This window comes from Arthrobacter sp. BPSS-3, assembly GCF_044628475.1.
GTDB lineage: Bacteria > Actinomycetota > Actinomycetes > Actinomycetales > Micrococcaceae > Arthrobacter.
This window is the reverse complement of sequence record NZ_JBIMMV010000002.1, coordinates 242,464-260,634: the sequence shown is the minus strand read 5'-3', so window position 1 is coordinate 260,634 and position 18,171 is coordinate 242,464. Positions and strand designations below refer to the sequence as shown.

The 18,171-nt window shown below is 69.8% G+C and carries 16 protein-coding genes; 7 read left to right on the top strand and 9 right to left on the bottom strand.

All coding sequences use genetic code 11. The features are described 5' to 3' along the window. The first annotated feature begins 405 nt into the window (after positions 1 to 405). The 6 genes from aceE (at position 406) to fabF (ending at position 8,434) form a co-directional block, all read left to right on the top strand. Positions 406 to 3,159: a pyruvate dehydrogenase (acetyl-transferring), homodimeric type gene (aceE, locus tag ACFVY3_RS04160; protein ID WP_400158853.1), complete on the top strand. Its 2,754-nt coding sequence runs from the start codon at positions 406 to 408 to the stop codon at positions 3,157 to 3,159. Positions 3,160 to 3,323: 164 nt separating this feature from the next. After that, entirely contained in the window at positions 3,324 to 4,568 is a 1,245-nt protein-coding gene (locus ACFVY3_RS04155; RefSeq protein WP_400158852.1) for a PucR family transcriptional regulator, read from the top strand. An 87-nt stretch (positions 4,569 to 4,655) separates the two neighbouring features. Then, positions 4,656 to 5,585 (top strand): ACP S-malonyltransferase, encoded by a 930-nt coding sequence (locus ACFVY3_RS04150; protein ID WP_364135057.1) that lies wholly within the window; start codon positions 4,656 to 4,658, stop codon positions 5,583 to 5,585. Next, complete coding sequence (locus ACFVY3_RS04145) at positions 5,582 to 6,634, top strand: beta-ketoacyl-ACP synthase III (protein ID WP_400158851.1); 1,053 nt, start codon at positions 5,582 to 5,584, stop codon at positions 6,632 to 6,634. Before ACFVY3_RS04150 ends, ACFVY3_RS04145 begins: the two co-directional genes overlap by 4 nt. A gap of 138 nt (positions 6,635 to 6,772) precedes the next feature. Next, positions 6,773 to 7,018: an acyl carrier protein gene (locus ACFVY3_RS04140; protein ID WP_290257560.1), complete on the top strand. Its 246-nt coding sequence runs from the start codon at positions 6,773 to 6,775 to the stop codon at positions 7,016 to 7,018. A gap of 180 nt (positions 7,019 to 7,198) precedes the next feature. Continuing rightward, positions 7,199 to 8,434, top strand: a complete 1,236-nt coding sequence (gene fabF, locus ACFVY3_RS04135; RefSeq protein ID WP_400158850.1) for a beta-ketoacyl-ACP synthase II — start codon at positions 7,199 to 7,201, stop codon at positions 8,432 to 8,434. A 96-nt stretch (positions 8,435 to 8,530) separates the two neighbouring features. On the opposite strand, the gene ACFVY3_RS04130 is transcribed toward fabF, so the two are convergent. Together ACFVY3_RS04130 and ACFVY3_RS04125 are read right to left on the bottom strand one after the other, a co-directional pair. Beyond that, on the bottom strand, positions 8,531 to 9,487 hold the full coding sequence (locus ACFVY3_RS04130) for an ABC transporter substrate-binding protein (RefSeq protein ID WP_400158849.1): 957 nt from the start codon (positions 9,485 to 9,487) through the stop codon (positions 8,531 to 8,533). A 52-nt stretch (positions 9,488 to 9,539) separates the two neighbouring features. Continuing rightward, on the bottom strand, positions 9,540 to 10,775 hold the full coding sequence (locus ACFVY3_RS04125) for a M20 family metallopeptidase (RefSeq protein ID WP_400158848.1): 1,236 nt from the start codon (positions 10,773 to 10,775) through the stop codon (positions 9,540 to 9,542). A 117-nt stretch (positions 10,776 to 10,892) separates the two neighbouring features. Here ACFVY3_RS04125 and ACFVY3_RS04120 point away from each other — a divergent pair, with 117 nt between their 5' ends. Then, on the top strand, positions 10,893 to 11,912 hold the full coding sequence (locus ACFVY3_RS04120; RefSeq protein ID WP_400158847.1) for an Lrp/AsnC family transcriptional regulator: 1,020 nt from the start codon (positions 10,893 to 10,895) through the stop codon (positions 11,910 to 11,912). 91 nt (positions 11,913 to 12,003) lie between these two features. On the opposite strand, the gene ACFVY3_RS04115 is transcribed toward ACFVY3_RS04120, so the two are convergent. From ACFVY3_RS04115 to ACFVY3_RS04085, 7 genes are all read right to left on the bottom strand, one after another. Then, positions 12,004 to 12,507 (bottom strand): DUF3145 domain-containing protein, encoded by a 504-nt coding sequence (locus ACFVY3_RS04115; protein WP_290257555.1) that lies wholly within the window; start codon positions 12,505 to 12,507, stop codon positions 12,004 to 12,006. A 315-nt stretch (positions 12,508 to 12,822) separates the two neighbouring features. After that, on the bottom strand, positions 12,823 to 13,749 hold the full coding sequence (locus ACFVY3_RS04110; protein ID WP_364135046.1) for a tyrosine recombinase XerC: 927 nt from the start codon (positions 13,747 to 13,749) through the stop codon (positions 12,823 to 12,825). A 126-nt stretch (positions 13,750 to 13,875) separates the two neighbouring features. Next, a complete protein-coding gene (dprA, locus tag ACFVY3_RS04105; protein ID WP_400158846.1) occupies positions 13,876 to 15,060 on the bottom strand; it encodes a DNA-processing protein DprA in 1,185 nt (394 codons plus the stop codon). A gap of 28 nt (positions 15,061 to 15,088) precedes the next feature. Continuing rightward, positions 15,089 to 16,633 carry a YifB family Mg chelatase-like AAA ATPase gene (locus tag ACFVY3_RS04100; protein ID WP_290257550.1) on the bottom strand — a complete coding sequence of 515 codons (1,545 nt, stop codon included), beginning with the start codon at positions 16,631 to 16,633 and terminating at the stop codon, positions 15,089 to 15,091. Next, positions 16,634 to 16,990, bottom strand: a complete 357-nt coding sequence (locus ACFVY3_RS04095; protein ID WP_290257549.1) for a YraN family protein — start codon at positions 16,988 to 16,990, stop codon at positions 16,634 to 16,636. Between the two features lie 110 nt (positions 16,991 to 17,100). Beyond that, positions 17,101 to 17,427 carry a DUF2469 domain-containing protein gene (locus ACFVY3_RS04090; RefSeq protein ID WP_290257548.1) on the bottom strand — a complete coding sequence of 109 codons (327 nt, stop codon included), beginning with the start codon at positions 17,425 to 17,427 and terminating at the stop codon, positions 17,101 to 17,103. A gap of 69 nt (positions 17,428 to 17,496) precedes the next feature. After that, positions 17,497 to 18,168, bottom strand: coding sequence for a ribonuclease HII (locus ACFVY3_RS04085; RefSeq protein ID WP_400158845.1), 672 nt, complete (start codon positions 18,166 to 18,168; stop codon positions 17,497 to 17,499). Positions 18,169 to 18,171: the final 3 nt, after the last annotated feature.

Below are 18,171 nucleotides of genomic sequence, written 5' to 3'. Positions count from 1 at the left end.
GCTGCTCCTATGCTGTTGGTGCGTCTGTTGGTGCCTGCCGGCAGAAAGCCCGCTGTGTCCGATAGTGACACATTCCTTGGTGCTAGTGATTTCCATTACTCCAAGCCAACACCCTTTGTGCGTCCGCTTCAAGCTGCGGGCCCCGCGATCCGCCATATTCTGCGTCACACCGGGGCGGCGGCGGCTACGCATCCGCGGACGCGCAAGGCTAGAGTGGCTGATGACGACCATGCCTGCGCGGACAACCGACCGCTCCCACTGTCAGGCCTGGTTGTGATTGGACCAAGCCCGGCGTACAGGACCGGGCTGCTGTTACCGATATGTCGCACACGTCGCGTTCACGCCAGGCAGTCACCCTGCCCGGAGCTGAGGGTGCCGGTGAATGCGCTCAAAGAGAGGTTGGACGTGGCTGCAGGAGAAGATACCTCCCATATCCTCAGCGGGTTGACTAACCAGCTGCCTGATCGTGATCCGGAAGAGACCGCCGAATGGCTGGAGTCCCTGGACACCCTGATTCAGGAACAGGGCACGGAGCGTGCCCAGTACATCATGCGCAGCCTGCTTCAGCGGGCCGGCGCCCAAAGCGTGGGCGTGCCGATGGTGACCACCACGGACTACGTCAACACCATCCCGGTGGACCAGGAAGCCCCGTTCCCCGGCGATGAGGAAATCGAACGCAAGTACCGCGCCTGGCTGCGCTGGAACGCCGCGATCATGGTGCACCGCTCGCAGCGGCCCGAAATCGGCGTCGGCGGCCACATTTCCACCTACGCCGGTGCCGCGACCCTCTACGAGGTCGGCTTCAACCACTTCTTCCGCGGCAAGGACCACCCGGGCGGCGGCGACCAGGTCTTCTTCCAGGGCCACGCCTCCCCCGGCATGTACGCCCGCGCCTTCCTCGAAGGCCGGCTGAGCGAGGAAGACCTCGACGGCTTCCGCCAGGAGAAGTCCAAGGAGGGCCACGCGCTCTCCAGCTACCCGCACCCGCGCCTGATGCCGGAGTTCTGGGAGTTCCCCACCGTCTCCATGGGCATCGGCCCGATGAACGCCATCTACCAGGCACAGTCGAACCGCTACCTGCACAACCGCGGCATCAAGGACACCTCCGACCAGCAGGTCTGGGCGTTCCTGGGCGACGGCGAAATGGATGAGCCGGAATCCCGCGGCCTGCTCCAGCTCGCCGCGAACGACAAGCTGGACAACCTCAACTTCGTCATCAACTGCAACCTGCAGCGCCTCGACGGCCCGGTCCGCGGCAACGGCAAGATCATGCAGGAACTCGAGGCCTTCTTCCGCGGCGCCGGCTGGAACGTCATCAAGGTCGTCTGGGGCCGCGAGTGGGACAACCTGCTGGCAAAGGACGACGACGGCTCGCTCGTGAAGATCATGAACGAGACGGTCGACGGCGACTACCAGACCTACAAGGCCGAGTCCGGCGGGTTCGTCCGCGAGCACTTCTTCGGCAAGACCCCGCAGACCAAGGACATGGTCGCGGACATGACGGACCAGGAAATCTGGAACCTCAAGCGCGGCGGCCACGACTACAACAAGGTCTACGCCGCGTACAAGGCCGCCACCGAGTTCAAGGGCAAGCCGACGGTCATCCTGGCCCACACGGTCAAGGGCTACGGCCTGGGCACCCACTTCGAGGGCCGCAACGCGACCCACCAGATGAAGAAGCTCACCCTGGCGGACCTGAAGGCCTTCCGCGACCACCTGCGCATCCCGATCACGGACGAGCAGCTCGAGGCCGACCCGTACCAGCCGCCGTACTTCCACCCGGGTGCGGACTCTCCGGAGATCAAGTACCTGATGGAGCGCCGCCAGGCCCTGGGCGGTTTCGTGCCCGAGCGCCGGTCCAAGCACACCGACGTCACCCTGCCGGGCGACAAGGCGTACGAGGTCGCCAACCGCGGCTCCGGCAAGCAGTTGGCCGCCACCACCATGGCGTTCGTCCGACTGCTCAAGGACCTGATGCGGGACAAGGAATTCGGTTCCCGGATCGTGCCGATCATCCCGGACGAGGCCCGCACCTTCGGCATCGACGCGTTCTTCCCGACCGCGAAGATCTACAACCCGAACGGCCAGAACTACCTGTCCGTGGACCGCGACCTGGTCCTCGCGTACAAGGAGTCGATCGCCGGCCAGATCGTGCACGCCGGCATCAACGAGGCAGGTTCGGTCGCGGCCTTCACCGCCGCCGGCACCTCCTACGCCACCCACGGCGAGCCGCTGATCCCGATCTACGTCTTCTACTCGATGTTCGGCTTCCAGCGCACCGGCGACTCCTTCTGGGCCGCCGCCGACCAGATGACCCGCGGGTTCATCATCGGCGCCACCGCCGGCCGCACCACGCTGACCGGCGAAGGCCTGCAGCACGCCGACGGCCACTCCCCGATCCTCGCCGCCACCAACCCGGCTGTCGTCACGTACGACCCCGCCTACGGCTACGAGATCGGCGTCATCATGCGTGACGGCCTGAACCGGATGTACGGCCCCGGCCCTGCGGATAACGACCCGTCGCGGAACGTCATGTACTACCTGACGGTCTACAACGAGCCGATCTCGCAGCCGGCGGCCCCCGCCGAGCTCGACGTCGAGGGCATCGTCAAGGGCATCTACCTGCTGGCGCCGGCCAAGATCGACGGCCCCCGCACGCAGATCCTCGCCTCCGGCGTGTCCGTGCCGTGGGCCCTCGAGGCCCAGCGCGTGCTGGCCGAGGACTGGGGCGTTTCCGCCGACGTCTGGTCCGTCACGTCCTGGACCGAGCTGCGCCGCGACGCCATGGCCGCCGAGGAAGAGGCCTTCCTCAACCCGGGCCAGCCGGCCCGCGTGCCGTTCGTCACCGAACAGCTCGCCGGCGCCACCGGCCCGATCGTCGCGGTCTCGGACTACATGAAGGCCGTCCCGGACCAGATCCGGCAGTTCGTCCCGAACGAGTTCGCCTCGCTCGGCGCCGACGGCTTCGGCTTCTCCGACACCCGCGCCGCGGCACGCCGCTTCTTCAAGAACGACGTGCACTCGATCGTTGTCCGCTCGCTGCAGATGCTCGCCCGCCGCGGCGAGGTTGATGCGCAGGCCCCGGCCCAGGCGATCGAGAAGTACCGGCTGCTCAACGTCAATGCCGGCACCACCGGCAACGCGGGCGGCGACTCCTAGGAGTCACCCGGCCGGACCGGAAAACACGACGACGGCGGTCCCCACGGTGTGGGGGCCGCCGTCGGGCTTTAACCACGGCGGTCCCGCCGTGTGATCCAGCGCAAAGCAAGTTGTAGCCTTCGCACAAATGGAGCTTGTCAGGCGGGCGCCGTATGCTCGTTGTCATGGCAGAGCCCACCCCCACCCCCGCGCAGCGCAAATCCGCCGCCCCGACCCTGTCCCCGGAGAAGGCCGAGACGCTGAAGAAGCTCCGCTCCAGCGTCGGCCAGCTCTCCACCACCACGCTGCGGCGGCTGGAATCCTCACTGCCCTGGTACAGCCGGCTGAACTCCGACGAACGCTCCGCGCTCGGCATGGTGGCCCAGAACGGCATCGCCGCCTTCGTCACCTGGTTCGAACGGCCCAGCTCGCCGTCGTGGATCCTCTCCGACGTCTTCGGCACCGCCCCCACCGAACTGACCCGCTCCATCAGCCTGCAGAAGGCGCTCCAGCTGATCCGGATCGTGGTGGAGGTGGTCGAGGAGCAGGTCCCGATCATCGCCCCCGAGGCGGACCAGGCCGCCCTGCGTGAGGCGGTGCTCCGCTACTCGCGCGAGGTCGCCTTCGCCGCCGCCGACGTCTACGCCCGCGCCGCGGAGACCCGCGGCTCCTGGGACACCCGGCTGGAAGCCCTGATCGTCGACGCCATCCTGCGCGGAGAGAACACCGACGCCCTGCGGTCCCGGATCGCGGCCTTGGGCTGGAAGGCGCAGGAACGCTTCACCGTCATGGTGGGCAATTCGCCCTCGGAACCCAGCGCCAGCTACGTCAGCGAGCTGCGCCGCACCGCCGGCCGGTTCGCCGAGGACGCCCTGGTAGGAATCCAGGGCGACCGGCTGATCCTGATCCTCGGCGGCGTGCAGGACCGGGAGACCGCCTGCCAGAAACTCAGCGAACTCTTTGCCCCCGGTCCCGTCGTGTACGGCGCCGAGGCAGCCTCCCTGCCGGAGGCCAGCAGCTCCGCCCAGTCCGCCTTCGCCGGCCTCACCGCGGCCCGCGCCTGGCCCTCGGCCCCCCGCCCGGTGGCCGCGGACGACCTGCTGCCGGAGCGGGTCATCTCCGGCGACGACGCGGCCCGCCGATCCCTGGTGAAGAACATTTACCGGCCCCTCCTGGCCGCCTCGAACGGGCTGGTGGAGACCTTGGGGACCTACCTGGAACTGGGTCATTCGCTCGAGGCCACGGCCCGGGAATTGTTCGTCCACGCCAACACGGTCCGTTACCGGCTCAAGCGGGTCTGCGACGTGACCGGCTGGGATCCGCTGATCCCGCGGGAGGCGTTCGTGCTCCAGGCGGCCCTCGTGGTGGGGCGTCTCTCCACCCCGCCGAAGCCCGCCGTGGAGCGTCAGCCATCCCGCAACGGCGGCTGAGAGGTTGTAGACTTCCTACAAACTGACCCAGTGAGCTTGGTGCATGAAAGTACCGATGAATCACGCGGCATTTGGAAAGCTGGATACGTGCTTGCAATCGTCTGCCCTGGACAGGGCTCCCAGACCTCCGGTTTTCTGGCCCCCTGGCTGGAACTGCCCTCCGTCCCAGGCCACCTGGCCTCCCTGAGCGAAATAGCAGGTATCGACCTCACCGCCCACGGCACCACCTCCGATGAGGAAACCATCAAGGACACCGCCGTCGCGCAGCCGCTGATCGTCGCGGCCGGACTGGTCGCCGCGAAGGCCCTGTTCGACGTCGAACTCGAAACCCTCCCCGTCATCCTCGCCGGGCACTCGGTGGGCGAGATCACCGCCTCCGCGCTGGCCGGTGTCCTCACCGAGACCGAGGCGATGACCTTCGTTCGGGAACGCGCCAACGGCATGGCCGCCGCGGCCGCCGCCACCCCGACCGGAATGAGCGCCGTCGTCGGCGGCGACCCCGCCGAGGTCCTGGCAGCCATTGAGGCCGCCGGGCTGACCCCCGCGAACGTCAACGGCGCCGGACAGACCGTCGCCGCCGGCACCCTCGAACAGCTCAAGGCCCTCGCGGACAAGCCGCCGGCCAAGGCCCGGGTCATCCCGCTCAAGGTTGCCGGGGCGTTCCACACCTCCCACATGTCCCCCGCCGTCGCCGCACTGCAGGCGCTGCGCCCCACGCTTCACCCCCGCAACCCGCAGGTTCCCCTGCTCTCGAACTTCGACGGCGCGCAGGTCACCGACGGCGGCGCCGCGGTGGACAGCCTCATCGCCCAGGTCTCCCGCCCGGTCCGCTGGGACCGCTGCATGGAGACCCTGGTGGAGCGCGGCGTCACCGGCCTGATCGAATTGGCCCCGGCAGGCACCCTCGCCGGCCTGGCCAAGCGCGGCATGCCCGGCGTGAAGACTGTTACCGTCAAGACACCGGACGATCTGTCCGATGCCCTGGCACTATTCGCAGAACTTGAGGGAGGAAAATGAGCACTCCTACGCTGAAGCAGGCTCCCCTGCAGAACGGCACCCGCGTACTGGGCGTCGGTGCGTACCGTCCCGACGTCATCGTCACCAACGAGGACGTCTGCCAGTGGATCGACTCCTCCGATGAGTGGATCCGCCAGCGCACCGGGATCGTCACCCGGCACCGCGCCCCCGCAGACGTCAGCGTGATCGACATGGCCGAGGGCGCCGCCCGCGAGGCCCTCGAACGCGCCGGCGTCGACCCCTCCGAGCTCGGTGCCGTGATCGTCTCCACGGTCACCCACCCCTACGCCACCCCCTCCGCGGCCGCGAGCCTGACCGACCGCCTGGGCGCCACTCCGGCCCCGGCCTTCGACATCTCCGCCGCGTGCGCCGGGTACTGCTACGGCATCGCCCAGGCCGACGCCCTGGTCCGCTCCGGTGCCGCCAAGTACGTGCTGGTGGTTGGCGCGGAGAAGCTCTCGGACGTCATCGACAACACCGAGCGCACCATCTCCTTCCTGCTCGGCGACGGCGCGGGCGCCGTCGTCATCGGCCCCTCCGACACCCCGGGCATCGGCCCGTCGGTCTGGGGCTCGGACGGCAGCAAGTGGGACGCCATCGGCATGACCCACTCGATGCTGGACATCCGCGACCACGCCGCCGGCAAGGGCGCCCTCAGCGAGGGCGAAGCCGCCGTCACCGAGGCCGCGCTCTGGCCCACGCTGCGCCAGGACGGCCAGACCGTGTTCCGCTGGGCGGTCTGGGAAATGGCCAAGGTGGCCAAGCAGGCCCTCGACGCCGCCGGCGTCAAGGCCGAGGACCTCGCGGCCTTCATCCCGCACCAGGCCAACATGCGGATCATCGACGAGATGGCCAAGCAGCTCAAGCTGCCGGAATCGGTCATCATCGCCCGGGACATCGCCGAGGCGGGCAACACCTCGGCGGCGTCCATTCCGCTGGCCACGCACCGGCTGCTGCAGGACAACCCCGGCCTCAGCGGCGGACTGGCCCTGCAGATCGGTTTCGGCGCCGGGCTGGTCTTCGGCGCCCAGGTGATCGTGCTGCCGTAGTCCACCGTGACTTCCCGGGTGCCGGCACGGCAGGCAGCCCGGATTCCCCCACCGGGCCGAACCCTCGGCCTGAACCACTCCGCCCAACGCTCCGGACCCGTCCGGCGGCCGATGGCACCAACAAAAGAAGGAGCCACCATGGCTAACAACGAAGAGATCCTGGCCGGCCTGGCCGAAATCGTCAACGAAGAGACCGGCCTGGCCCCCGAGGCCGTCGAAATGGACAAGTCCTTCACCGAGGACCTGGACATCGACTCCATCTCGATGATGACCATCGTGGTCAACGCCGAGGAAAAGTTCGGCGTGCGTATCCCCGACGAAGAGGTCAAGAACCTCAAGACCGTCGGCGACGCCGTCAACTTCATCGCCAACGCCCAGGCCTAATTCCGCCTGGTCCCTGGCACCGTCCCCCACGGGGGCGGTACCGCGGGCCGCCGGGTGCCGCTGACACAGCGGCTCCCGGCGCTCCCCCGATTCACTGACTGACCACCGAGTTTCCTACGCAGGCCCCGGCGCCCTGGCTGGCACCGTAAGCGGCACGCGCACCGACGAAAGAGTGATCCCATGGCACGCAAAGTAGTCATCACCGGTCTGGGTGCCACCACACCCATCGGCGGCGATGTCCCCACAATGTGGAAGAACGCGCTCAAGGGCGTCTCCGGCGCGCACACGCTCGAAGACGACTGGGTTGCCAAGTACGAGCTGCCCGTCCACTTCGCCGCCCGCGCCTCCACCCCCGCCCTCGAGGTCCTGAGCCGGGTCGAAGCCAAGCGCATGGACCCGTCCACCCAGTTCGGCGTGATCGCCGCCCGTGAGGCCTGGGCCGACGCCGACATCGACGGCATCGACCACGACCGCCTGGCAGTGGCCTTCGCCACCGGCATCGGCGGGGTCTGGACCCTGCTGGATGCCTGGGACACCCTGCGCGAAAAGGGCCCCCGCCGCGTCCTGCCGATGACCGTTCCGATGCTGATGCCCAACGGCGTCGCCGCCGCGGTCAGCCTGGACCTGGGAGCCCGGGCCGGCGCCCACACCCCCGTCTCGGCCTGCGCCTCCGGCACCGAAGCCGTGCACATGGGACTGGAGCTGATCCGCTCCGGGAAGGCCGACGTCGTCGTCTGCGGCGGTGCCGAAGCCGCCATCCACCCGATGCCGATCGCCGCGTTCTCCTCGATGCAGGCCCTTTCCCGCCGCAACGACGATCCCGAGCACGCCTCCCGCCCGTACGACCGCGACCGTGACGGCTTCGTCATGGGTGAGGGCGCCGGCGCCTTGGTCCTCGAGGCCGAGGAGCACGCTCTGGCCCGCGGCGCCCGGATCTACGCCGAACTGGCCGGCACCTCGGTGACCGCCGATGCGTACCACATCACCGCCCCGGACCCCGAGGGCCTCGGCGCCACCCGCGCGCTGAAGGCAGCCATGTTCGACGGCCGCATCCAGGCCGAGGACGTGGTGCACGTCAACGCGCACGCCACCTCCACCCCGGTCGGTGACAAGCCCGAGTACACCGCCCTCAAGGCCGCCCTCGGCAGCCACGTGGACAACGTGGCGGTCTCCGCCACCAAGTCCCAGATGGGCCACCTGCTGGGCGCCTCCGGTGCCGTGGAAGCGGTCCTGACGGTCCTCGCCGTGCACGAACGCAAGGCTCCCGTCACCATCAACCTGGAAAACCAGGACCCGGAGATCCCGCTGGACGTCGTGACCTCAGAGCGGGCCCTCCCGGCCGGCAACATCGTCGCGCTAAGCAACTCCTTCGGCTTCGGCGGCCACAACGCCGTGATCGCGGTGCGCAGCATCTAGCCGCCACCGCACGCAGCACGAACGACGGCGGCCAGGTTCCCTTCGCGGGGAACCTGGCCGCCGTCGTTTGCGTTGGCGTTGGCGTTGGCACGGCCGTTACTTATTGACCGTGGGGTTGACCTCGGCCTTGGCGATGGCGCCGCCGTCGGTGCCCCACGCAGCCAGGATCTTCTTGTACGTCCCGTCCTGGATCAGCTTGTTGGTGGCGCCGGCCACCGCCTCGGCGAGGGCGGTGTCAGACTTGGCGACGGCGATGCCCACCGGCGAGGCGCCGTAGACGTCGCCGAGGGTTTGCAGCTTCCCGTCGGACTGGGTGATGGCGTAGGCCACCGTGATGGACCCGGCAGCCATTGCGTCCATGCCTCCGGCCACCAGGCGGGTGGTGACGTCGGTCTGGTTCTTCAGGGAGACGACGTCGATCGCGGGCTTGCCGGCCGCGACGCACTGGGCGCTCCGTCCGGAGATATCCGGGTTCTCCTGGAAGGTTCCGGTCTGCACCCCGACGGTCTTCCCGCACAGGTCGTCAAGGGAGATGTTCTTCGGGTTGCCCTTCTGCACCGCCCACTGCGTCCCGGCCTGGAAATAGCTGACGAAGTTGGCGGCCTTGCTGCGCTCCTTCGTGATGAAGAACGAGGACACACCCAGGTCGTACTTCGGGCCGAGGGACGGGAGGATGCCCTCGAATGGCGAGGTCTGCACCTCCACCTTCAGGCCCAGGGTGGCGCCGATCGCCTTGGCCAGGTCGACGTCGTACCCCACCGGGGTCTGGCCGTCGGAGGCCGCGAGGAACTCCGCCGGGGCGTAGGTGGTGTCCGAGCCGACCGTCAGCTTCCCCTTGGACCGGACCTGGTCCGGCACCTTGGCGGCCAGGGCGTCGTCCTTGGCGACGGTTCCCGGGTCAAACGTCGCCGTCGCCTGCCCGCTGCCGCCGGTGCCCGAACCTGCCCCGGAGCCTGACCCCGCTTCGGACGCGTTCGTGCAGGCGCTCAGGGCGACGAGGACGGCCGCTGCGGCCGCCGCCGTGCGGAGGCCCTGCCCATTCAGTACGTTCATGCTGTTACTACCTTTCCTGGTGCCCTCCCACGCGGTGGTCGGGCAGGCTGTCCTAGGCTCCCTGGTTGATCCGGCGCAGCGCCACCTCGGCCAGCCAGGCGGCGGCGTCCGGGAGCACGGCGTCGTCGAAGAGCGCGTGGGGTGAGTGGTTGGAGCCGGCGTCGGCGGGGTCCCCGTGGGCGCAGGCGCTGAGGAAGAGGTAGGCGCTCGGTACCTCGTTGCCGACGAAGGAAAAGTCCTCGGCGCCGGGCATCGGGTTGGCCATGGGCTCGTAGCGCTCCTCGCCGAAGAGGTCAACGATGGTCCCGCGGGCCAGCTCGTACGCGTCCGGGGCGTTCTCCGTGACCGGGTAAAGCTCGTGGTAGTTCACGTCGGCCTTCAGGCCGTGGGAGGCGGCGATGCCCTCGAGCAGCCGCACGCTGCGTTCCTTGATGGCGGCCCGGGATTCGGCGCTGAAGCTGCGGACGGTCGCGTCGAATTCGGCGTGCTCGGGGATGATGTTTTCCCGGGTGCCGCCGGCGATCCGTCCCACGGTGAGGACCACCGGGTCGAAGACGTCGAAGGCCCGGGTCACCATCGTCTGCAGTGCGCTGACCGCCTCGCAGAGGGCCGGGATGGGGTCGTTGGCGTGGTGCGGCTGGGAGCCGTGGCCGCCGGATCCGATGAACCGGACGTGGAGGTCGTCGACGGCGGCCATCTGGGGGCCGGGGCGGCCGAACCAGACGCCGCGCGGGTGCGCCGCGGAGAAGACGTGCAGGCCGAAGGCCGCGTCCACGCGGCGTCCCGCGGCCTCGAGGACGCCCTCCTCGATCATCGGCAGCGCTCCCCCGGGGCCTTCCTCCCCCGGCTGGAACATGAACACGACGTCGCCGGCCAGCTCGTCCTTCAGCGAGGACAGAATCCGGGCCGCGCCCACCAGGCCCGCGACGTGCATGTCGTGGCCGCAGGCGTGCATCAGCCCCTCGTGCGAGGAGCGGTACTCCAGCCCGTTGTCCTCGGTCACGGGCAGGGCGTCCATGTCGCCGCGGAGCAGCACCACGGGCTTGGTTCCGCCGGCCGGCACTGCGCCACCGCGGAGGACCGCCGTCACGGAGCTCAGGCTCCGTCCCAGCGTGATCTCCAGGCCGAGGCCCTCCAGTTCGGCAAGGAGCCGGCGCTGGGTCAGGGGCAGGTCGTTGCCCAGCTCCGGGATCCGGTGCAGCTCCCGCCGGAACGAGACGAGCCCGTCGGCGAGCTCCGCCGCCAGTTCCTGAGTACGGGTGGGTTTCCTGGTGTCTGAGATCGTCACGCTCTCCATGCTTTCGGTAGTCGGGCGGTCACGGGGACCGGATCAACCCCTCCACCGTGTGATACTCGGCCAATGCAGATGCCCAAATTGACGGAAACGGACTCTACTCTCCGTAATATGCAGGATTCGGTCACGCTGCTGGGTGAGCTGGACCTGGCGCTGGTGAACGCCCTGCAGCTGCGCCCGCGGGCCAGCTGGGCGGAGCTGGCCGGTCCACTGGGCACGACGGCGACCACACTCGCCCGCCGGTGGGACCGGATGACCGCCGCGGGTTTGGCCTGGATCACGGCCTCTTTCGGTCGGGAATTCAGCCGCAGCCGCTGCATCTCCTACGTCATGATCCGCGCGGATCCGGGTACCCGGACGGGATTGGTGGAGCGGCTCTCCGCGAGTCCCGAGGTTGCCACGATTGAGGTCGCCACAGGCGGTCACGACATCAATTGCGACGTGCTGACCCGTGACCTGCGCGAACTGGACGTCTTCCTGACCACCAAGGTCTACGGGGCGCCGGGGGTGGTGTCAGTGTCCGTGCTTCTCACCACGTCCCTCTATCTGGAAGGGAGCCGCTGGCGGCTGAGGTCGCTGGACCCGAGCCAGCTCAATGTCCTGAACCGGAGCACCATGTCCGTGGGCCAAGGCACCTACGCCATGGTCCTGGACGACCTGGACCGGTCCCTGCTGGAGCACCTGTCCCTGGACGGGCGGCTGGGATGGGCGGAGCTAGCATCGTTGACGGGCGCGAGCACGGCCACGGCGAGGCGCCGGGTGAACCGCCTGATCTCCTCGGGGATCATGACCTTCCGCTGCGAGATCGCACATCCGCTGGCCGGCTGGCCGATCCAGGCCTCGCTACTGGGCGTCGCGCCGGGGCAGGACCTGGACCGGATCGGCCGGGAGTTGGCCGCGTGGCCGGAGTGCCGGTTCGTGGCGGCGGTGACGGGGACGGCCAACCTTTACGCCACGTTCTGGGTCAGGGATCTCGGCGAGTTGCAGCGGGTGGAGGCGCGGACGAGCGCCGTCTTCCCGACCCTGGGCGTGCTGGACCGGATGGTGGCGCTGAGCACGCCCAAGCGGATGGGGCACCTGTGCGACGCCGAGGGCCGGCGCATCGGGACGGTGCCGATTTCGCCCTGGTAGGCAGGGCAGTCCCCGGTCAGCTCCCTCCCGCTGGCTCTGTGCGCCGCCATGGAGGAAGCGGCGCCGGAGCCTGCCGGGGAGTCGTGGGGGGCTAGCCGACCTGGTGGAGCCAGCGCACGGGGGCGCCCTCGGCGGCGTGCCGGAAGGGCTCCAGCTCCTCGTCCCAGGCCTCGCCGAGGGCCAGGGAGAGCTCGTGGTAGACGGCGGAGGGGTCGCCCGCGCCGGATTCATACGCGTAGCGGATGCGGTCCTCGGAGACCATGATGTTGCCGTGCACGTCGGTGACGGCGTGGAAGATGCCGAGTTCGGGGGTGTGGGACCAGCGGCCGCCGTCGACGCCCTGGCTGGGCTCTTCCGTCACTTCGTAGCGCAGGTGGGCCCAGCCGCGCAGTGCCGACGCCAAAGTGGCCCCCGTCCCCGGCGTACCGGTCCACGAGAGCTCGGCCCGGAACATTCCGGGCGCGGCGGGCTGCGGGGTCCACTCAAGGTCCGTGCGCTTGTCCACGACCGAGCCAATGGCCCACTCAACGTGGGGGCACAGGGCGGTCGGGGCCGAGTGAACGAACAGGACACCACGGGTTAGTGCAACAGACATTCCATCCTCCATAGCTATAGGTACGTCTTCCCCAACGACCTCTGCCCGGATGTCCGTCTGCCGCGGTCGCCCGCGTGCGGGGCTGGTGCCCCTGCCAGACTATTCAGTTGTGTGGTGACTCAAATACTTTTGAAACTCAGGGTGACTCGACATAAAGCACGTCCGGATCCGTGGTGGCCGGGAAACTCGGAAGCTTCGCGTGACCCCGTGGTGGATGCCGGGCGTGAACCCCATTGTGCCGTACCCCACCCTAATAAGCCAGTGCCGCGCAGCGCGCCGTCACCACCGGGTTTTCGGCGTGTCGCGGATGCTGTTTCAGGCGCGCGGGTGGGCCTGTTGATAGCTGCTGCGGAGCCGGTCCACGGAGACGTGGGTGTAGATCTGGGTGGTCGCGAGGCTGCTGTGGCCGAGGATCTCCTGGACGGCCCGGAGGTCGGCGCCGCCGTCGAGCAGGTGGGTGGCAGCCGAGTGCCTTAGCGCGTGCGGGCCGGTGGCGGAGGTGTCCCCGAGGCCCTCCAGTTGGTCCTTGACGACGCTGCGGACCTGCCGTTGGTCAACCCGGTTGCCGCGCGCGCCGAGGAAGAGAGCGGGCCCGGAGCCTGCCGTGACCAGCGCGGGACGGCCGCGCCGGAGCCAGTCGTCGACGGCGAGCGCGGCCGGGACACCGTAGGGCACAGTCCGTTCCTTATTGCCCTTGCCGAGCACCCGGAGGGTGCGGCGGTCCGGGTCGAGGTCGTCGATGTCGAGGCCGGTCAGCTCGCCGACGCGGATGCCGGTGCCGTAGAGCAGTTCCAGCATGGCCCGGTTCCGCAGGGCCATGGGGCCGCCGTCCGCCGCGGCCGCTTCGGCGCTGGCGACCAGGCGCTGGACCTGGCCTTGCTGGAGCACGCCGGGCAGGGACTTCTCGCGTTTGGGGGCCCGCAGCCGGAGGGCCGGGTCGGCGGCCAGGAGTTCCTCGCGGACGGCCCACGCGGTGAAGGCCCGCGCGGTGGCGGCCCGTCTTGCCAGGGTGGCCCGGGCCATGCCGGCCTCGCTCTGGGCGCCCAGCCAGCGGCGGAGGGTCCCGAGCTCGAGATCTCCCAGTCCCGTGGCACCCTCGGACGCGGCGTGGCCGAGGAGGCTCTCGACGTCGGCCAGATACGCGCGCACGGTGTGGGCGGAGCGGCCGCGCTCGGCGTCGAGGTACCGGCCGAAGGCGGCGGCGGCATCGGCGAGCGCGGGAGGGATGGTTGGAGCTGGCACCCTTCCACTCTCCCAGCCCCATCCTGCTTCCCGGCGGAGCCCGACGGCGCGCCGTTTCCTTCCGGCTCGAGCGGGCTTGCCACGGTACCGCCCCCTCTTGGCGACGCGGGATGCACGGCGTCTGCCCTAACCCGCCGCCGCCGAGCGTTTCCAGCCACCGTGGCGGGACTCGGCCAGGCCCACCAGGCCGAGCCGTCCCAGGCCGGCCCGGACGGACTCGGGGCTTAGCCCGGCGACGACCGCCAGTTTCTCCACGGTGCTGGTGACCCGCAACGGCAGCGCGTCGAGGAGGATCAGGTCTTCCAGGGTCAGCCCGTCGTGGGCCTCCGACCGTCCCGCTGCCGGGTCCGGCAGGGAGTCACCGCTGGGCGAGACGAGTTCGGCGATCTCCGCGGCATCCGTGACGCACACCGCCCCGCCCTCCCGCAGCAGCCGGTGGCAGCCCGCGGAGTTGGCACTGTGGACCGATCCGGGGACGGCGCCGACCGCCCGGCCGAGGGTTTCGGCGTGGTGGGCGGTGTTGAGGGCGCCGGAGCGCCAGCGCGCCTCCACCACCACGGTGGCCCCGGCCAGGGCGGCGATGATCCGGTTGCGCTGCAGGAAGCGGTACCTGGTGGGCGCGGAGCCGGGAGGGACCTCGGCCAGCACCGCGCCCTGGTTGGCCACCGTGCGGAGTAGGTCCTCGTTCCCGGACGGATAGAAGCGGTCCACTCCCCCGGCCATCACCGCGATCGTCGGCAGGCCGGTGGCCCCGGCCAAAGCGGCCCGGTGGGCGTGGGCGTCGATCCCGTAGGCCCCGCCCGAGACGATGGTGAAACCGCGCTGAGCCAGGGCGTAGGCTAGATCGGCGGTAACGGAGGAGCCGTAGGAGGTGCTGTCCCGCGACCCGACGAGGGCGACAGCCTTCGTCGGAGGAGGCAACTCCTGCTCCACGCCCCGCCACCACAGGCACAGCGGCTCCTGCAGCCCCAAATCCGCCAGTTGCGCCGGCCACAGCTGGTCGGAGGGGATTAGCAGCCTTCCGCCGAGCCGCTGCATGGTAGCCAAGTCCCGTGCCGGGGCGAGGTCCGGGACGCGGGGTGCCCAGCGTTTGAGCGCCATGCCCAGGCCCAACCAGCCGCCGCCGGCACCGGCGTCCGCCAGCAGCCCGGTGATCTCCTGTTCCAGAGACGGGCCGGGCTTCAGCTGGCCGGTGGCGATCCGGAGCGCATCCTCCGCACCAACCGCCCGCACGAGGGCCAGGCCGGCGGCGTCCTGCGGTTCCATCAGCCGGGACAGGGCGGCCCGGGCGGTGCGTTCGTTGGCGGTCATGTTGCTCTCCTCGGAATCGGACACGCTGTCATGGGGTTGCTCCGGTGGACTGCCGCAGGGCCAGGGCCTGGCCGACGTCGTCGGCATCGGGGCTGCCGCGGCCGGCCAGATCGGCGACCGTCCATGCAAGGCGCAGTACCCGGTCGTAGCCCCGGGCGGTGAGGGAGCCGCGTTCCAAGGCGCGGTCCAGGATTCCGGTGTGGTGGGCGCCCAGCCGAAGCCCACCGCGGAGCACCCGGCCGGGAACCTGGGCGTTGGTCTCGAAGCCGAGCGGCCGCAGCCGGTCAAGCTGGGTGTCCCTCGCCGCCCTGACCCGGGCGGCAATGGCGGCCGATGCTTCCTCCGCCCGGGGCGCACCGAAGTCGGCAAGCGCTACCCGTTCGACGTCCAGCTGGATGTCGACCCGATCCAGCAACGGCCCGGACAGCCGGGCGAAGTACCGGCGGCGCATCGTCGGGGTGCAGGTGCACTCCACACCCTTCCCCGAGGCTTTGCCGCACGGGCAGGGATTCGCGGCCAGGACTAGCTGGAAGCGGGCCGGGTAGGCGGCGGTGCCTGCGGCGCGATGGAGGATCAGCTCGCCGCTTTCCAGCGGCTGCCGCAGGGCGTCCAGGACCCGGCGTTCATACTCGGGCGCCTCGTCCAGGAACAGCACGCCGCGGTGGGCCCGGGACGCGGCGCCGGGTCGGGGAAGGCCGGAACCGCCGCCGATGATGGCGGCCGGGGTGGCAGTGTGGTGGGGGCTCTCGTAAGGCGGCCTGCGCCGGAGCGTCACGGCCGATGTGGTCAGGGAGCTGAGCGAGTGGATGGCGGTGACCTCCATCGCCTCCTGGTCGCCGAGGTCCGGCAGCAGCCCGGGCAGGCGTTCGGCCAGCATGGTCTTGCCGGCACCCGGCGGCCCGGTCAGCAGCACGTGGTGCGCCCCCGCGGCCGCCACCTCCAGGGCCCGCCGTCCCTCGGCCTGGCCCGACACGTCGGCCATGTCCGGCACCATCGCAGGCTCCACGTGTCCGTCGCCGTCGTCGGGTTCTTCCCCCGGGTCGGCGTCCAGGGCCAGGTCCTGCGGGTCCGCGCCGAAGTCGAAGGCCAGCCTGGCCAGGGTGGTGTAGGCGCGGACTCTGGCGCCGGGGACCAGTTCGGCCTCGGCTGCGTTGGCTAGGGCCACGACCACGTCCGGGTAGCCGGCGCGGACGGCGGCCATGACGGCCGGGAGGATCCCGCGGACGGGGCGGAGCCGGCCGTCCAGGCCCAATTCGGCGAGGAAGACGTGACGTCCCGTGGACCGGATATCGTTGGCCGCCAGCAACGCGGCCATGGCAATGGCCAGGTCGAAACCGGAGCCTCGTTTGGGCAGCGACGCGGGGATGAGGTTGGCGGTGATCTTGCGGCGGCTCAGGGGGATGCCGGAGTTCTGCGCGGCCGAGCGGATCCGCTCCCTGGCCTCGTTCAGCGACGCGTCGGGCAGCCCGAGGATCACAAATGCAGGCAGCGTCTGCCCGATGTCCGCCTCGACCTCGACGATGTACCCGTTGAGGCCCACCAGGGCCACGGCATAGGTCCGGCCGAGCGCCATCTACCCCACCCCTTTGAGGTGTTCGATGGCGGCCTCGCCGGTGCCGTCGTCGAGCACGGCGATGACATCCACTCGGCGTAGCGGCATCCGCAGCTCATGCTCCCGGCACCAGGCGGACCCGAGCCGGTGCAACCGGGCAAGCTTCTCGGCACCGACAGCCTCGAACGGGTGCCCGAACGCCAGCGAGCGGCGGGTCTTGACCTCGGCGATGACCAGGGCGTCGCCGTCGAGCGCGACGATGTCGATCTCGCCAGCGGGACAACGCCAGTTCCGGTCCACCACCCTGATCCCCTGGTCCTCCAGGAAACCGGCCGCCAGATCCTCGCCGCGGCGGCCCAATACGTCTTTGGCTCTCATCCCTCCAGCGTGGACGGCGTTCAGAGACTGCAATACCCGCAGGTCACACTATGTGGGTAACTCCGGTCAGGGGACCAGCAAGAGGGGCGAGGCCGGGTAAAACGGGCTGACTAGTTACCCAGGTCCTCGACCTTGGGCAGGGCGAGTTCCTCGTTGCGCGGGAGTTCCTCGACGTTGACGTCCTTGAAGGTGATGACCCTGACGCTTTTGACGAAGCGGGCGGAGCGGTAGACGTCCCAGACCCAGGCGTCCTGCAGGGTCAGGTCGAAGTAGACCTCGCCGTCGGCGCTGCGGGCCTGCAGGTCGACGTGGTTGGCCAGGTAGAAGCGCCGTTCGGTCTCGACGACGTAGCTGAAGAGCCCGACGACGTCGCGGTATTCGCGGTAGAGCTGCAGCTCCATGTCGGTTTCATAGTTTTCCAGGTCTTCGGCACTCATGGTTCCATCTTGCACCATCGGGCGCAGGCCGCGCGCCACGGACGGGCGCCACAGCCAAGAGGCCGGGCCTCAGTCGCCCAGCAGCTGCCAGCTCACCCGGTGGTAGGGGCTGGGCCCGGCGGTGCGGAGGGCGTCCTTGTGGGCGGCGGTGCCGTAGCCCTTGTTCTCGTTCCAGCCAAAGGCCGGGAATTCCTCGTGCAGGGCGGCCATCTGCCGGTCGCGTTCGACCTTGGCCAGCACGGACGCCGCGGCGACGGAGAGGCACTGCATGTCCGCCTTGACCAGGGTGTGGACCGGGGCGTCGCAGCCGGGCTCCGCCGGCCCCTCATCAAAGAGGGAGGCCTGCGCCGGGGTCGTCAGCCAGTTGTGGCTGCCGTCGAGCAGCACCACCTCGGGCGTCACGCCGGCGGCGATCACGGCGGCCCAGGCCCGGTTGCCGGCGAGCCTCAGCGCGGCGATGATCCCCAGAGCGTCGATCTCCGAGGCGGAGGCGTGCCCGACGGCGGACGCGACGCTCCAGGCGCGGACCAGCGGCTCCAGGCGTTCGCGTTCGGAAACCTTCAGCAGCTTGCTGTCCCGCACATCGGCGAGCAGTTTCTGCCGCTGCAGGTCGATGACGGCGATCCCCACGCTGACCGGGCCGGCCAGCGCCCCGCGGCCGACCTCGTCGATGCCGGCAAGCAACCGTGCGCCCGAGGCCTTGAAGCGGCGTTCGTAGTCCAGGGTTGGTGCGACGGACACTGC

Bases quoted from the DNA above. Each gene is read 5' to 3' on its own strand.
- ACFVY3_RS04155 (WP_400158852.1), top strand. From the start codon at position 3,324: ATGGCAGAGCCCACCCCCACCCCCGCGCAGCGCAAATCCGCCGCCCCG.
- ACFVY3_RS04145 (WP_400158851.1), top strand. From the start codon at position 5,582: ATGAGCACTCCTACGCTGAAGCAGGCTCCCCTGCAGAACGGCACCCGC.
- ACFVY3_RS04140 (WP_290257560.1), top strand. From the start codon at position 6,773: ATGGCTAACAACGAAGAGATCCTGGCCGGCCTGGCCGAAATCGTCAAC.
- fabF (WP_400158850.1), top strand. From the start codon at position 7,199: ATGGCACGCAAAGTAGTCATCACCGGTCTGGGTGCCACCACACCCATC.
- ACFVY3_RS04130 (WP_400158849.1), bottom strand. From the start codon at position 9,487: ATGAACGTACTGAATGGGCAGGGCCTCCGCACGGCGGCGGCCGCAGCG.
- ACFVY3_RS04120 (WP_400158847.1), top strand. From the start codon at position 10,893: ATGCAGGATTCGGTCACGCTGCTGGGTGAGCTGGACCTGGCGCTGGTG.
- ACFVY3_RS04115 (WP_290257555.1), bottom strand. From the start codon at position 12,507: ATGTCTGTTGCACTAACCCGTGGTGTCCTGTTCGTTCACTCGGCCCCG.
- dprA (WP_400158846.1), bottom strand. From the start codon at position 15,060: ATGACCGCCAACGAACGCACCGCCCGGGCCGCCCTGTCCCGGCTGATG.
- ACFVY3_RS04100 (WP_290257550.1), bottom strand. From the start codon at position 16,633: ATGGCGCTCGGCCGGACCTATGCCGTGGCCCTGGTGGGCCTCAACGGG.
- ACFVY3_RS04095 (WP_290257549.1), bottom strand. From the start codon at position 16,990: ATGAGAGCCAAAGACGTATTGGGCCGCCGCGGCGAGGATCTGGCGGCC.
- ACFVY3_RS04090 (WP_290257548.1), bottom strand. From the start codon at position 17,427: ATGAGTGCCGAAGACCTGGAAAACTATGAAACCGACATGGAGCTGCAG.